Annotated in this window: 13 protein-coding genes; 8 read left to right on the top strand and 5 right to left on the bottom strand. The window is 50.2% G+C overall.

Annotation, left to right across the window (positions count from 1 at the left end):
• The first annotated feature begins 159 nt into the window (after positions 1–159).
• The 4 genes from ACFVTB_RS03495 (at position 160) to ACFVTB_RS03480 (ending at position 4,346) form a co-directional block, all read left to right on the top strand.
• Entirely contained in the window at positions 160–1,437 is a 1,278-nt protein-coding gene (locus ACFVTB_RS03495; protein ID WP_387745240.1) for an MFS transporter, read from the top strand.
• 32 nt (positions 1,438–1,469) lie between these two features.
• Positions 1,470–2,819: an LLM class flavin-dependent oxidoreductase gene (locus ACFVTB_RS03490; RefSeq protein ID WP_387745237.1), complete on the top strand. Its 1,350-nt coding sequence runs from the start codon at positions 1,470–1,472 to the stop codon at positions 2,817–2,819.
• A gap of 197 nt (positions 2,820–3,016) precedes the next feature.
• Complete coding sequence (locus tag ACFVTB_RS03485; protein WP_387745234.1) at positions 3,017–3,568, top strand: GNAT family N-acetyltransferase; 552 nt, start codon at positions 3,017–3,019, stop codon at positions 3,566–3,568.
• 4 nt (positions 3,569–3,572) lie between these two features.
• The gene (locus tag ACFVTB_RS03480; protein ID WP_387745231.1) at positions 3,573–4,346 is read left to right on the top strand and encodes a class I SAM-dependent methyltransferase; all 774 of its coding nucleotides are present in this window, start codon (positions 3,573–3,575) and stop codon (positions 4,344–4,346) included.
• A gap of 92 nt (positions 4,347–4,438) precedes the next feature.
• Here ACFVTB_RS03480 and ACFVTB_RS03475 read toward each other — a convergent pair whose 3' ends face one another.
• From ACFVTB_RS03475 to ACFVTB_RS03455, 5 genes are all read right to left on the bottom strand, one after another.
• On the bottom strand, positions 4,439–4,822 hold the full coding sequence (locus ACFVTB_RS03475; RefSeq protein ID WP_387745228.1) for an iron chaperone: 384 nt from the start codon (positions 4,820–4,822) through the stop codon (positions 4,439–4,441).
• An 89-nt stretch (positions 4,823–4,911) separates the two neighbouring features.
• A complete protein-coding gene (locus ACFVTB_RS03470) occupies positions 4,912–5,625 on the bottom strand; it encodes an ankyrin repeat domain-containing protein (RefSeq protein WP_387746174.1) in 714 nt (237 codons plus the stop codon).
• A gap of 37 nt (positions 5,626–5,662) precedes the next feature.
• The gene (locus tag ACFVTB_RS03465) at positions 5,663–7,174 is read right to left on the bottom strand and encodes an S-layer homology domain-containing protein (RefSeq protein ID WP_387745225.1); all 1,512 of its coding nucleotides are present in this window, start codon (positions 7,172–7,174) and stop codon (positions 5,663–5,665) included.
• Positions 7,175–7,520: 346 nt separating this feature from the next.
• Complete coding sequence (locus ACFVTB_RS03460) at positions 7,521–8,213, bottom strand: response regulator transcription factor (RefSeq protein WP_387745222.1); 693 nt, start codon at positions 8,211–8,213, stop codon at positions 7,521–7,523.
• Between the two features lie 20 nt (positions 8,214–8,233).
• A complete protein-coding gene (locus ACFVTB_RS03455; protein ID WP_387745219.1) occupies positions 8,234–9,703 on the bottom strand; it encodes a sensor histidine kinase in 1,470 nt (489 codons plus the stop codon).
• A gap of 350 nt (positions 9,704–10,053) precedes the next feature.
• Between ACFVTB_RS03455 and ACFVTB_RS03450 the strand changes: the two genes are divergently transcribed.
• From ACFVTB_RS03450 to ACFVTB_RS03435, 4 genes are all read left to right on the top strand, one after another.
• Positions 10,054–10,827: an ABC transporter ATP-binding protein gene (locus tag ACFVTB_RS03450; protein ID WP_387745216.1), complete on the top strand. Its 774-nt coding sequence runs from the start codon at positions 10,054–10,056 to the stop codon at positions 10,825–10,827.
• Entirely contained in the window at positions 10,824–12,752 is a 1,929-nt protein-coding gene (locus ACFVTB_RS03445) for an FtsX-like permease family protein (RefSeq protein ID WP_387745213.1), read from the top strand. The genes ACFVTB_RS03450 and ACFVTB_RS03445 overlap by 4 nt, the downstream gene beginning before the upstream one ends.
• 60 nt (positions 12,753–12,812) lie before the next feature.
• Positions 12,813–13,346, top strand: coding sequence for a hypothetical protein (locus ACFVTB_RS03440; RefSeq protein WP_387745210.1), 534 nt, complete (start codon positions 12,813–12,815; stop codon positions 13,344–13,346).
• Between the two features lie 180 nt (positions 13,347–13,526).
• Entirely contained in the window at positions 13,527–15,185 is a 1,659-nt protein-coding gene (locus ACFVTB_RS03435; RefSeq protein ID WP_387745207.1) for an SWIM zinc finger family protein, read from the top strand.
• Positions 15,186–15,329 lie beyond the last annotated feature (144 nt).

Raw genomic sequence — 15,329 nt, 5'->3', positions numbered from 1 at the left:
AAATTCTTATTAAACAGGTAGGTAAAGGAGGAAAAAATCATTGCTTTTAAAAAAAGGGGTATGATATGATCCTTTTAGTTCATTTAAATGAAATGATTGTATGTTTCGATTGAGCTGAATACCGAAGGACCGACCATGCCATTGGAGGCCTCTCAAACCTTGGAGGGATGGTCTATTAAAACGAAGTTTACGATGAATTCACGCCAAAAAATGCTTTGGCCTATTCTCATTTTGGGAGCTTTTTTCGAAGGCTTCGACGACGCGGTTCTGAGTATAGCGTTGCCTTATATTGTTGACGACTATAATATCTCAACCCAGATGTCGGGATATGCGCTGTCCATCGTCGCCATTGGAACAATGGTTGCCTTCTTCGTATCCCGAATGGCGGACAAGGTCGGACGCCGCAACGTCTATCTGGCAAGCGTCTATTCGTATTCGGTGCTCAGCTTGCTTACTGCTTTCGCCCCCAACATTGATGTTTTTATTTTTCTGCAATTTGCCGCACGAATTTTCTTGATCAGCAGTTGGTCTGTCGGGTATATCATCCTCTGCGAGGAATTTGATCCCGAACATCGAGGCAGCGCCGTCGGACGGTTTCAGCTCACTGCGGTGTTCGGCGCGTTGTTGATCGGCATCCTGCTCCCGGTTATTACAAAACTCGGCCTTAGCTGGAGAGTGCTTTATGTCGTCGGCGCCTTTCCGCTTATCCCCGTATTTCTATTACGTAACAGACTCCCAGAAACAGAAGCTTTTCTTCGGCTGCAGGAGGAGCGAAAGCTCGGCAAACAGCAGCTTCCGAAAGAAGCGTTCTTCGCACCATGGAAAAAACCATTTCTTCTATACACCGTTATCATGTCCCTTGTTTGGGTGTTTCTCTATTTTGGCATTAAAGGTACGTTGAATTTCTTTACGCTGCGAGCCGTCGATGAATTGAACTGGACGCCTACGATGGTGAGCATCGGGCTGCTAACTCAAACGGTAACCGGAATGCTGGTCATTGCAATGAACGGCAAGCTGATGGATCGAATCGGCCGCAAGCGCGCAGCAGCGATCATTATTAGCGTCGGATGTGTGTCCAGCGTGTTGATGTTCACCCTTCACAACTTTTACGCCGTACTGTTCAGCAGCATTGTCGCGGCTGGCTTCGTGAATTCGTTCCTCATTGTCGGTTCGACGATTACTAATGAGCTGTTTCCTACAGAGATTCGTGCGGGAGCAATGGCCTGGTCCAACAATATTGTTGGCCGTTTAGGTCAAATTTTGGTTCCGGTAACGGTAACGATGCTTGCCCTTTCGCTCGGATTGGGGAATGCTGCCGCGTTGGCGGTGAGCCTGCCCCTTCTCTCGCTGTTGCTCATTCTATTCTTCCTTCCTGAGACAGGGAAGAAGGCAGTGAGTAAGACGGCTGACTCAGCGAAAACCACGTACCATTCCTAATAGCCATTATTAACACGGAGGAGCATGATCGAATGAGTAAAAAGAAAATGAGCTTAGGACTGTTCATTCAGTTGCCTGGACAGCATCTAGCAAGCTGGCGGCATCCTTCCTCGCAATCGCATCGTAATTACGATATCGATTATTTGATTGAAATTGCGCAAGCAGCGGAACGCGGCAAGTTCGATATGTTGTTTATCGCCGACTCGGTTGCGCGTCCCATTGAAGCAAGCTCCTATTCGGAATTAAAGCTGGACCCGCTGATGATTCTGGCAGCCATCGCAAGCTCTACTAAGAAGATCGGACTTACGGTTACGGCTTCCACGACGTACAATGAGCCGTTTCATATCGCAAGAAAATTCGGTTCCTTGGACCATTTATCCAAAGGGAGGGCTGGCTGGAACGTCGTCACATCGGCTAACGATCTGGAAGCGACCGTTTACGGCAAAGAAGAGCATTTGTCTCATGCCGCAAGGTATGAGCGCGCCGAAGAGTTTATCGATGTTGCGAAGAAATTCTGGTTCTCGATCGAAAGAGACGCTCTTATTGTGGATAAAGAAAACGGACAATTTCTTGATACCTCGAAGGTTCATCCGATCCGGCATGACGGCAAATGGTTCCGCGTCAGTGGATTGCTGGACGCGCCGGAGCCGCCGCAAGGACACCCGGTTATCGTGCAAGCCGGGTCATCGGAGGCTGGGAAAGAGCTCGCTGCGAGAACAGCGGAGGTCGTGTTCACGGCGGCGCCGATATTGCCGATCGGGAAGGCATTCTATGAAGACTTGAAGGGCCGGCTGGCAAAATATAATCGCGGTCGAGAAGATGTGAAGATTATGCCAGGGGCTTATATTACGGTCGCGAAGACGGAAGAAGAAGCGCGGCAAAAGCGCCAGGAGCTGAACAAATTGATTATGCCGGGCGCTGGACTTCTGTTTTTGTCGGAGTTTACGCAAATCGATTTTAGAGGCTTTCATCCCGACGATCCTTTCCCCGATTATGATACTTACGCAGATGCGACTAACCCTCGCATTCGGTATAAGATCATTTGCGATATCGCTAATAAGGAAGGATTAAAAACGCTTCGCGACATCTACGAGCGTATCTCTTCAGCTCGCGGGCATCTCGAAGTAATTGGAACGCCGGAGCAAATTGCCGATCAATTGGAGCAATGGTTTGTGGAAGGAGCAGCCGATGGGTTCAATATTATTCCGCCAACCTTCCCGGAAGACTTGAATAATATTGTGGATTACGTCATACCGGAGCTGCAAAGACGCGGTTTGTTCCGAGAAGAATACGAGGGCGATACGCTGCGCAGTCACTTAGGATTGAAGACTCCCGTTAATCCAAATGCAAAAGCAGAGATTAGCAGCAGCGTTACCGGATAAAAATTATGGTTAAACTCAAGCGAACTCAAGCGAGTTTATCGCTTGAGTTTTTTTATTGTTGCCGGCGCCAATGCGAGCGCTCAATGGACAGGTTTTGAATGAATAGGAGTGATATAATATTCGGAGGTAAACTTTGCGCCTAGGTGTATGTAAGCAATACGGTGTTTGCAGTTTTTTAGCAGAAATGGAGATTGTGTATGAATAGATTTACTAGAATTGAAACGGATCGATTGTTTGTTCGAACGCTTGAAATGAAGGACAGAGACCGGTTTTTCAACTATCGCTCTATGCCTGAGGTATATAAGTATCAGTCATGGAAACCAGAGGACGTAAGCGATGCGGAGAAGTTTATCTCTGCGAATATGGCTGTCGTACCGAATACAAGAGACTCATGGCTGCAATTAGCTGTTTGCTTGAAGGATGGAGAGCTGGTCGGCGATATCGGCATTCATTTTATGGATGATGATTTTCAGATGGAGATCGGCTATTCTTTTTCCCCTGAAAATCAAGGGGTAGGGTATGCTTCCGAAGCGGTTAGAGCAGTGATCGATTATTTGTTTGGCGGGCTGGGCAAGCATCGAATTACAGGTTCAGTCGATCCGGACAACCATAAGTCGATAAAGCTGCTTGAAAAAGTGGGATTCAGAAAAGAAGCCCATTTTATTAAAAGCTACCGGATGAATGACCAATGGTACGATGATTGCGTTTATGCGATTTTGGCTGAGGAGTGGAAAACCTCCGGGAGGTAACCGTGTGGACAACGAATATTCGAATATTGCCAAGCTGTATGATGCCGATAATCGGGCGGTATTCTCCGCCGACATTGATTTTTACTTGAAAAGAGCAGGCAGGCTTGGTGGTAAAACGCTTGAACTGGCATGCGGTACGGGAAGAATTGCTATCCCTCTCGTGGAGAAAGGCATCCCTGTATGGGGGCTCGATTATTCGAGCAGCATGCTGGACGTGATGAATGAGAAGATTGACAGGCTGTCTGCCGATGCGCAGCGGCGTATCCATCCGATGCTAGGCGATTTGACGAGTTTTTCGCTGTCCGAAAGGTTTAAGCTGATTTTCATTCCGTTTCGCAGCTTCCAAGCTATAGAGTCGGATGAGCAGGCGTTGCAATGCCTCTCCTGCGTATATCGCCACTTGGAGGATGAGGGACAGTTTATTATAAATGTGTTCAAGCCCAGGAAAGAAATCGGGGAATGGTGGCTGAGCTCTAGCGAAAGGCTCGATTTCGAATCCTTTCTGGAGAACGGAGACAGGGTAACGCGGCATTCGATTCAAAGGGCTTATGATCTCGAAAAACGTCTGCTGTACACCGATTACACTTATCGCGTATACAAGAGCGGAGGACAAGTGGAACAATTCCGCGACAGCATTCGGTTAAGGTATTTTTACGAGGACGATATTAGGCAGCTCCTTGCTGCCTCGGGCTTCACGATAAAGGAAGAGTATGGGTGGTATGACGGTACTCCTGTTCACGAAGGAAATGAATTTATATTCGTATGCGGCAAAGCATAGGAAAGCTGCAAAAAACCAAGCCCTGATGCACATGAGCTTGGTTTTTTCAGTAGGCTATTGAGTGTAAAGCCATTCCTAGCTTTGCAGCTTCTTTAAACTTTTTTCTTTCGCTTCGCGGCCGCTTTCTCGCGATTAGCGGCAACTCGGTAAGCGACGATTCGGCTAATAAGCGGGTAAGGAAGCGGTTGATCGAATGGGAATTGCAGCGTGCCTTTACCCGTTCGGTACGGCTTCAGCTCTTCTTCGAAACGATCGATGCCGCTCGGGGCCGGATACAGTCCGATATGATTCTTGAATGCGGCGAAGTGCACGACCGGACCGTTCAGCGCGAAGGTTGGCATCTGATAGCTGATCGTCTCAACCGCATCCGGCGCCGCTTCCCGAATGACTTCACGCAGCTTACGAAGGATTGGCTGCGCTTCGGATGAAGCGTCGGCAATATAGTGATCGATTGACTCATATGACTTCTTGTCCATGGTCCGCTCCTTATGGCATAAGCGTATTGTTTCCGATACGCCTATCATATCATACAGGACGGTTCACAGCGATGGGCGTAGGCGCGGGCTTACTTCGCTCCGGCCTGCTCCAGTTGACGTACGATGGCGTCGAATCCGCGGCTTCGCGCATGAGAAAGCGGGGAAACGCCGTCGGCGTCGGGCAAGTTGACGTCCGCGCCGTGCTCGATCAAGAGGCTGATCGTTTGCTGCTGCTTCTCGCCGCCGTCGTTCAGGAGAATCGCTTCAAGCAAGGCGGTCCAGCCGAGACGGTTGACGTGGTTAACGTCGACTGTCGTCTCGGTCAGAAGTAATCGGACGACTTCGACGTAGCCGTGCTCAGAAGCGGGGATTAACGCCGTTCCGCCATAGCGGTTCGTCACGGCAGGGTCCGCTCCTGCTGCAATCGTCAGCTTCAAGACGTCAAGATAGCCTTCGGCGCCGGCATACAGAAACGGGCTGTTCAGCATATCGTCCTGTGCGTTCACATCCGCTCCCTCAGCAATTAGCACATGGGCCGTCGCGACATCGTTATTGTAAGTCGCGATCATCAGCGCGGTGCGTTCTTTATTATCCTTCGCGTCAACCTGCGCTCCTTCTGCGAGCAGCTTTTTCACGGCGGTTGTATCGCGCCGTTCCACCGCTTGAAGCAAGTCTTCTTCGTACTTCATCGGCAAGCCTCCTTGTCCGTTGCGATTATCGTTAGCTCCTGATTCCTGACTGCCGCAGCCCTGGAGCAGGGCAAAGATCAGCATCCAGCCAATTGCGGCGGCCAGCCTTCGCATTGTCATTCACCCGACGCTCCTTTCGCTTTGAGGTCGATTATTTCTGACCGAGAGTCACGTCCGACGCGACGGCCCAATCGCCTGCTGGCTCGATTGTATATACCGTATCGGCGGCTAGTTTTCCGTTGTTCGCAAGATCAAATACGCCCGTTGCGCCTTTTCGGCTCGAATATTTGTACGTTGCTGTCAGTTTGTCGCCGTTAGGCGCAGTTAGCGTTACACTGCGGCCGGAGAACAATTCGTCGCCTGGATCTTGCGCCAGCGTAACTTCGATCGACGTCTCGCCGGTTGCTTTGGCAGAAGTGATTTGCAGCGGTTCGAACGAGCCTGCCGTAAACGACGCCTCCGCGATATCCGCCCAGTCCGACGTGACCGTATACTTGACGCCAGGCTCAAGCTGCTGACCTTCCGGCAAGCGGAACTTCGGCTCTTGTTTACCGTCCGTGGATTGCGTGAACGGCACATATTTGGCTACAATCGGTGCTCCGCCTTCCGGTGTGATCGTCACTTGGCGAGCTTGCATCGAAGAAATGATCTGGAAGGTCTTTCCGTTCGCTTGTTCGTTGTCATCCAATACGAAAGCGTTGGCTCCGCGTCCTCCGCTGTAAGCGGAAATGATATAGCCGTAATCTACTACGCCATTCGCTTGCAGCGACGCAAGCTCGAACGTATCGTTTGTTACTTGGCTTGCGGATGTGATCGCGAGTTTCGTTCCGCTTCCTTGGAAAGATCCAGCGTTTTGTCCTTTATAGGTCAGGCTGTATTCCGTACCCGCTTGCTGCACGGAGGTCGGTACGATATACGTCGATACGGAGCCCGTTTTCAGCCGCGGCATGTTCGTCAGTGTCAAGTCTCCGTTAAAGGAGAAGTCGGTTTTCGCTTTGGCGAACACCTCGTCGGCAGCTGTCAGCGGCTTGTCGAAAGTGACGATGAGCGTAATCGCGTTCAGCGACCGGACGTCCGTAATAGACGCTTGCTCAGAAGGAATAGCGCGATGCGCCGTTTGCAGCAAATAAGCAGCCTCGCCTCGAGTAGCATGGCTTGCGAACGAATAGAACGAACTCATCCAATGCTCGACCGATTTCAAATCGCGTCCAAGCGCTTTGGCTACGGCTGCGGTAAGCTCCGAATCAGTTACTGTGCCGCGCGGATCGAATGCGCTGCCGTTCGCCTGCAGAACGCCAAGCTCTGCGGCCGTTGTAACGTAGTCTGCATACCAGGCTTCCGGGCGAACATCGCTGAATGATGTTGTGCCAGCGCTTTTCAGGTCGAACGTTTTGACGAGCAGCTTCGCAAGCTCAGCCCGTGTAACCTGTCTAGCTTCACCCATCGTATTATCGGCGTAGCCTTCCATAATGCCCAGCTTCGCCAGCTCTTGCACTGCGGCTTGGATTTGCTTATCGGTTAACGAAGACAATACGGCGACTGCGTTCGCCTCGGTCGGCGCGGCTGCGAAAGCTTGAGCGGCCGGCAGAATGGATGACAGCGAAGCGCCCCCTATAACAGTAGCCGCCAGAATGGCAGCAATCTTTTTATTCATCGTGTTCATCTTCTATTCCTCCCTGATCGGTAGTCGGTTTCCCGTACACCAAGCATAACGGCTGAAAAGAAACTGCCGGAAAAGAGAAGATTAAAAAAGTATAAACTTCGATTTATTTTTTGGCTCAAAACAGAAATCAGTGCCTGACTTCAAGTGAGAGGAGACGCTGCGGGTCAGAGGGTTCTTCCGATCGCCTTTAAAGCCTGATTCCTTTATTTGATAGAGGTTTGCGGTAGGAATCATGCTTTAAAAGCGACCACTATCGTTTCTCCAGAATCCCTCTGACCCTTCGCTTTTCTCACCTTTTCCGTCAAGCACTGATTTGAAGTTTGAGCCTTAACCGACAACAGCGAGGTTAACCGTTGAAACGGTAACCGGCGCCCCACACCGTCTCGATGTACTCCGGTTGAGCTGGATCGGTTTCCAGCTTGCTGCGAAGCTTGCGAATATGGACGGTAACCGTCGCGATGTCGCCGTTCGAGTCCATTCCCCAAATTCGTTCGAACAGCTCGGTTTTGCTGAACACGCGGTTTGGGTGGCTGGCAAGAAAGACGAGCAGGTCGAACTCTTTGGTCGTAATCGGAACTTCGTCTCCGCCAACGTAGACCCGTCGCGAAGTTTTATCGATATGAAGTCCTCGTACGCGAATCTCATCATGTTCCTCAGGTCTGCCCTTGCCAAGCAGCCGCTCGTAGCGGGTCAGATGTGCTTTGGCTCTTGCGACCAGCTCGCTTGGGCTAAATGGCTTCGTCACGTAGTCGTCAGCGCCGAGATTGAAGGTTCGGATTTTGTCGATCTCTTCTTTCCGTGCGGATACGACGAGAATCGGAACTTCCTTGGCCTCCCGAATCCGCCGGCACAGCTCAAAGCCGTCCAAGCCCGGCAGCATCAAATCGACGATGATCAGGTTGTAATCATCACCGAGTGCGAGCGCTAGCCCTTCGATTCCGTCGTGGCATACATCCACGGAAAAGCCGTGCAGCTCGAAGTAATCCCGCTCGAGGCTTGCGATTGTCTGCTCGTCTTCAATGATCAATATTTTTGTCATGACCGTCCCGTACCCCTTCGTTATAGTCCGTTGTCCGATGCTCGCTTCAACTGAATAAACAGGCTTGTGCCTTCGCCTAAGCGGCTTTCCACTCTTATTGTTCCGCCATGACCTTCCGCAATTTGCCGCGCGATCGCTAGTCCAAGCCCGCTTCCTCCCGTCGTGGAATTGCGAGATGGCTCCGCTCTATAGAACCGTTCGAATACAAACGGCAGCGCGTCCTCCGGAATTCCCACTCCGTTATCGCGGAACTCGACAGTCGCCCATTCGGCATCGGCTCGCAGCACGATGGAGAAGCGTTTGCTTCCTTCCTTCATGTATTTCAGCGCGTTGTCCGAAATATTGACGACGGCTCGCTTCAGCTTATCCAAGTCGACGTCGACCATAACCGGCCGGCTCGCTTCATTTCGCCATTCCAATTCTACATTCTTGCCTTGCAAGTCGTAGTGCAACTCCTCGATGCTGTCTTCAAGAAAATCGACCAGATCGATTCGTTTGAACAGAAACGGCTCTTGATTAAGATCCAGCTTGGAATAGAGGAACAGCTCATCCACAAGCTTATCCATACTGGCCGCCTTTGAATGAATGATGTTAACGTACGTTTCCATTTTGTCCGGCGTGTTGGCTACTCCGTCCCGAATGCCTTCGATATATCCTTTAATATCGGTGAGAGGTGTGCGCAGATCGTGGGAAATGCTCGCGATCAGCTCCTTGCGGTTTCGTTCGTCTTGCTGCCGAAGCTCATTCGATTGCTGCAGCTGCCGCCGCATGCTCTCGAACGATTCATTCAACTGTCCGACCTCGTCGTTCGAACCGAGCTCAAGCTTGAATTGCAAATTGCCTTCCTTAATTCGCTCGGCCGAGTTGCGGAGCTGGAACAGCGGTTTAATAAAGCTGCGCGTCATCCAGCGGTACAACAGCAGATTGGCGACTACGAGCACGCCGATCAAGACGAGGGAGAGTACGGGCAGCAGCTTGCGAGTAAGCTCTGCGAACGGACTGCGCTCGCGAATGACGAACACGCCGCCCATTGTGCCGTCCGAATAGCGGTAATCAAATTTAGCATAAGCATAGAAACGTTCGCCGATATTAAAAGTGCCGCGAATTTGATTGTTCTCGAGATCGTACGGAGGCAGTCCCTGCTTCAGCTCCGGCTGGCCGAACGTATGCGACTCGAAAATTTGTTCATCCCCGCTTCGGACGAATAATCCTGATTTCTCCGCTCGCAGCTTCATGTCGTATTCTTTCAGCAGCGGTTTGTCCAACAACTGGTCGGGATCGTTTTTAGCGATAAATTTTAGCTCCTGAAAAATGGCGTCTCCTTGCTCGGTGAGCGGATTTACCCGGTAATGCACTTTATAAATATCGCGAAAGCTTTGCAGATCGCCGGTCGAGGCAATCGTATAGAGGCTCGCTGTCAACAAAATAAACAAAAGGCTTATAACTAGCATGCTTGTAAAAGATAATAGCAGCTTAATGCGAATGGACATGGTTTCACCTTCAATCTTGATGTACCCGTAATGAATTCGATAGGCACATGTTATCACATGTTTATAAAAAATGCTCATCAGGTGCCGCTTGCCATCAATATCGTGAAATCTGACATATTGCCGATGGTATTAGACACGGACGCGGCGCGAAATCGCAGGTATGATAAAGGTAGCCCCCTCATTAACCATACAAAAAAGGAAGCCTCCGTTCCATTCAGCCACGATGCAGCTTGGAAAGCGGTTCATGAAACGAAATCCCCCTTCTATCCATTCGTCAGCAAACCCACCGGTCAGGCAGAACATGGTTCATTGGGGGCGAGTTTCATACAGACAGAAAGGCGGAATACGGCATGAGCCGTGGAGAAGCGATTTTGTCGGTCAGAAATGTAAGCAAAATTTATCACCGAAACGGTCATGCGGTTCGGGCACTTAATCAGGTTTCTTTCCGGCTTCATAAGGGCGAGATGCTTGCCGTCATGGGGACGAGCGGTTCGGGGAAAAGTACGCTGCTAAACATTTTGGGAACGCTCGACGAGCCGACCGGCGGCGAGGTGACGCTTCAAGGCCTCAAGCCGGATAAGATGTTTACGGAACCGCACGCGACCCATTTCCGGCGCGAACATATCGGATTTGTTTTTCAATCCTTTCATTTACTGAAGGATTTAAGTGTGGAGGAAAATATAGCATTACCGCTCGTACTGAAAGGGCTGTCCAACAAAGAGATTCGGCGTAAGGTTGATCAGATGCTGCAATTGGTCGGTCTAACCGACTGGCGCGCGCATCGCCCCGTTGAATTATCCGGAGGGCAGCAGCAGCGCGTCGGCATCGGGCGGGCCTTAATTACGTCTCCACCGATTTTGCTGGCAGATGAACCGACGGGCAATTTGGACTTTAACACCTCACTCGACATTTTGAATTTGCTGATCGGGATGAAGCGAGAGCTGGGCCAAAGCATCGTTCTCGTCACCCATGATCCAACCGTTGCCGCCTATGCGGATCGTACGGTTTTTTTTCACGACGGCACAATTGTCGATGAGCTTGAGAATTTCGGCAGATACCGGCACGAAGAAAATATGAATCGATTATTAAACAAATTCAGACGTATCAATGGAGAGATCCAATGATTCTTTCGTTAAGCGGGCTGGCGCTGCGCTTTTTCGGTGCTAATAAGTTCATAGCTGCGGCGTGCGTGACGACCGTATCGCTGGCGGTTTCGCTAATCGTTACAATGATGTCCTTCTCTATCTATGTCCGGCAGTCGGCTGCAGGCGGCAGCGCCGGTCATGCAGAGGCGGCAAGGAATTTGCAGTCGTATCAGGTTTATACGATCGTTCTCTCTATTCTAGTCATTGTGGTGACGGCGCTTCTGCTGATTGCCAATTTCCAGCAGTTTTTATATAAAAATAAAAACGAGCTCGCCATTCTTCGGTCCATAGGCGCTTCGACTGGGCAAATGGTGAGACTAGCCTCGTTTCAATGCGGGCTGATCAGCCTGGTCGGAGCCGGGCTTGGCTATTTCATCGCTTGGCTCACGCATCAGTTCGTGTATCGGAAAATGGGCGCTCTTTTTAACCTGACAAGCGATCTTTCAGCTTTTCCGTATGCCGCCGCATTCATAACTGCCGCCATTTGCGCGGTCGCCATTTGGCTAGCTATGCTGCTCCCGTCCTTCCGAAGCTTGAAGGAGCTGCCGGTCCAAATCTGGCAGCGGAATGAAGAGAACGATTTTACCCGTATTAAAGCATCCTACGGTTTGCCTGCCTTTAGCTTGGCAGCCGGAGCAGCGCTGCTCGTTGCCGGACACTTCTGGCTGCGTTCTCCACTGTTTATTTTGCTATCGGGCCTGCTAACGGTGATCGGTTTGCTCGCCGTGCTGCCGCTATACCTTTCTGTATTGCTTGCGAAGCTTGCTCCGCTTCTCAAGCTGGTATTTGGCCGGGAATCTTACGTTGCGGTGAGGAATGTGATCCCGCAGGTGAGACGGAATACGTTTGTCATCGTTACGGTCAGTACGATGCTGGTTATTGCGGTGTTTGGCTCTGCGTTTTTTAAAACGGTTCGAACGAACGAGCAGTACTACATAAACCGCCTGTATCCCGCGCCGATCGTGATTGGGATTCAGGCCGGCGAGAAGTCCGATATTGATCCTGCCGAGCTACTTGCTGCGATTAGCCGTTTGCCATCAGTTCAAGAGGCAAGCACGACAAGTACGGCGGCCGCAATTCGATTAGCGAAAAACGGCCGGTATATCGATTATCAATTGGCCGATTTGAAGGGAATGGAACGGCAAGGATTGCTGCATCGCGTGCCCGATCAGCCGGAACGCGCGATTTTCGTGTCGAAAGAGACAGCTCTATCCAATAACTTGAAAATCGGAGAAACGATCGAGCTTCGATTAACAGTGGAGATGGATCAATATCGCAGCTATACGGTTGAGATCGCCGATATTTTGAACGAAATACCCGGCAGTTATGTTGATGCTTATATGGACTGGAGCAACGAGCTTGCGGGCCAGTCGTTTCTTTCATTCGAAAAAGCTTATGTCAGCGCCAACGATGTGGACAGCGCTTTGCGTCAACTGGAAGGAATTCGGCATGCTTACCCCGAACTTAACATGGAAAGTTACGACCAGGCGATGAAAAGGTCCGAGCAAATGTTTTATCAACGCTGGTATTTCTTTGTAGCGGCTCTCGTCGTCGTGCTTGTCAGCGTCATCGTGGGCGTCTTTACGATGCTCGTCAATCATGTTTATTCGAAAAGAAAAGAGTATGCGATACTGAGGGCGATTGCGGTCGATCGGGCGGGAATCCGTAAAATTATTGTCACCCAAGCCGTTCTTTATGTGCTGATCGGAATCATACAGGGCATAGCGATCGGCATGCTGCTAACGTATATTTTAAGCTTAATTGATTCGAGCGGATTGGTTTTCGATTATAAGCTCATATCGATTATGGGAACGGCTTTGACGATAGCCGCGGTGCTTGTTTTTTCGTTTGTCGGCCATCAATTGGGAAACCGAAGAGTAACGCTTGAGCTGCGCCAAGAATAACCGTTCATCGAAGCGCGCCCTCATCAACACAGATAACTAACAGAAGCAGGAGGAACTTTTATGGATCAAAACGAAATTTTGCGGGTATCGGTTGAAAATGTTCGCCAATTAATCAGCAATGGTCTTTTGCTGCTGAAGGACGTGGATGCACAGCTTGCGCAAGCGGGTTTCGTTCCCGTTAATGGATCTAAAATCGGCAGCGAATCGAGCGACGACATTCGTCAAACGGCGGGCCAGCCCGTAACGTTTCTTCCGCAATATATGTGCCGTTATTACAGCCGCCCCGCCGATGTTACTGGCAAGCTGCTGGCCGTTAACGTTCAACTGTACCATTATGCGTATGATCGCGTTGTGCCTAGCATAATCGCCGCCGGCTGCAACCGGAAAAATGCCAATACGCCGCTTGAATACGGTTGGCTGCAGTCCTGCGTGTTTGATTCCGATCAACCGTTTTACGACGACGGTACAGTGTTTGCTTATGAGGACGAAGTGGCGGAAGCTCGTTATTGGGCATTGCCGCTCAGCTCGTTCCAGCGCAGCGAAGATGTGCAGCGCGAGGCTGTTGCCAAGCTGCTTGAGTGGTATGAACAATAAATAGGTTTAAAATGAATAAGCGCCTGAGTCCAGCGTCCTTCGACGCTAGAGACTCAGGCTTTTTTTGCGCCAGTTCAGTATGTTATTGACAGCCCGCATATTCACCCGTATGATGCTAGAAAACTGCAAGTCACTGGACTAGAAACAGATTGCGATTTCGAGAAAGGGGATGTTCTGGACGTGAATATTAATGACTTTGAAAGCTCTGTCGATGATTTGATTTTGAAAAGAGGAAGCCATTATTTTGCGGAAGGCTATATTGCTGAAACGAAAAAACAGGGAGCGAACGAATACATTTTTTATATCGAAGGCAGCGAGCGGTATGAGATTTTCGTGCGTCTGGACGATGACCGCAATGTCGAATCCGTTTCATGCGATTGTCCCTACGAACTGGGGCCGGTCTGCAAGCATCAGGCGGCGGCGCTTTATAAGCTTCGAGAGATGCTGGGTGGGGGAAATGACAGTTCGGCGGAAAAAGAAACAGACAAGCGCCCAGAGCTCTCGGAGCTGCTGAAGCCGCTCTCCAAACAACAATTGATCGATATTATTGTAAATGCCGCCGAGAAGGACGAAGTGTTGGGCAAGAGCCTTTATTTCAAATACGCTCCAGGAAATCATTCGGATGAGCTGAACAAATATAAAAAGATGATGACCGCCATCGTCCGCAAGTACAAAGGCAGAGGCGGATTTATCAACTATTATTCAGTTTCCTCTTTTGCAGATGAGTTGGAAGAAATCTTATCCATCAGCAATGAAGGGGACGCTCTGCTGTCGGCCAATATCGCTGTGGAGCTGTTGAAAAAAGCGGTCGATTCCTTCCAGTACGCAGATGATTCCGGCGGGCATATCGGGTGGTTAGCGAGAAATGCCGTTCAGCGGATCCGGGATATTGCGGAGGCAATCGTCGGCGCTGAGCCTCAAGCAAGAGAGCAGTTATTCCTCCTGCTGCTGAAACAGAGCGAGAGTTCGACGTTTGACGGGTGGGAGGAATTTCGATTCGATCTTATTAGCCTATGCGCCCTTTTCGCCGATGCTGAGCCTCTCCGGAACAAGCTCGTCTCAAAGCTTCAGCAATGGGTTGATGATTATAGCGGAAAAGACTCGAAATATAACAGGGAGAAACCGCTGGAACTGCTGCTTGAGCTGATCGTCCAATATGGAACGGAAGAGGAAGCGGAACGTTTTATGGCGGAAAACCGAAGCGTCTCCTCTATCAGGAAAAGAATGTTGACGAAGTATGCTGACCTGAAACAATTTGACCAAGTAATCGAGCTCGCCACTGAAGGGGAGCAGCAGGATCGAAAGTTCCACGGACTCGTTGATGATTGGAAAGCTTTTAGATATATCGCGTATAAAGGGTTGTCTATGAAAGAAGAACAGCGGATATTGGCAAGGGAGCTTCTGCTGGACGGAGACTACGACTATTACGAGGAACTGAAGCAGCTGCACACAGGAGATGCGGCTGCTCTATATGAAGAAATAAAGCTGGAATTGAGGAATGCTGGCTGGGGGGCACGAAGCGTATATTTGAAATTAATTGAGGAAGAGCGTGATTATCCGGAACTGCTCGGTTACGTCAAGCGAAACCCAATTGAAGTTGAACGCTACGCGGCCTTGCTGAGTCAGCAGTTTAAAGAAGAGGTTACGGCCATTTACGCTTCTTATATTTTGGATACGGCGGGAGCTTCTATGGGCAGGAAGGACTACAAGAAGGTATGCGCTAAATTGAAGAGCTTTAAGAAGGTTGCGGGCCTGGAAGCGCAGACGGAAGTTATTCAAACGCTGCGCAGTCAGTACCCCAGGAGACCGGCTCTTTTGGAAGAACTGGACAAGCTATAACGTGTGACTAGATGGAGAGCCTCTTCTCCTTTCTTTGGCTCAAACTTTAAATCATTGCATGACGAAAATGGAGAAAAAGCGGAGGGGCAGAGGGATTCTGGAGAAACGATAGTGGTCGCTTTTAAAGCATGATTCCTACCGCTA

The sequence above is a fragment of the Paenibacillus sp. NPDC058071 genome (assembly GCF_042885235.1).
In the GTDB taxonomy this organism is placed as follows: Bacteria; Bacillota; Bacilli; order Paenibacillales; family Paenibacillaceae; genus Pristimantibacillus.
Note: the sequence above shows the minus strand (reverse complement) of the source record. Positions and strands in the feature narration are given on the sequence as shown.